Annotated in this window: 1 protein-coding gene; it reads right to left on the minus strand. The window is 59.9% G+C overall.

Features of this window, described 5'->3' with window-relative positions:
- Positions 1–317 (minus strand): cbb3-type cytochrome c oxidase subunit I (locus AC0L2P_RS32295; protein ID WP_473507254.1); only part of this gene is annotated, 317 nt, incomplete at both ends.

Raw genomic sequence — 317 nt, forward strand, 5'->3', positions numbered from 1 at the left:
AACAGGACGAGGTAGGCGACCCACACAATGGTCAGCCACAGGTCCACATACCATTCGGGCTCGGCGTATTCGCGGCTCTCGGTGATTCCGAGCAGGTAGCCGGTTGCCGCCATGACGATGAACAGCTGATAGCCCCAGAATACGAACCAGGCGAGATCGCCGCCGAACAGCCGGGCACGACAGGTCCGCTGCACGACATAAAGCGACGTGCAAATGAGCGCATTGCCGCCGAAGGCAAAGACCACGCCGGAAGTATGCAAAGGCCGCAAGCGGCCGAAGTTGAACCAGGGCTCGATGTTAAGATCCGGGTAGGCAAG

The sequence above is a fragment of the Mesorhizobium sp. WSM4836 genome (assembly GCF_055811815.1).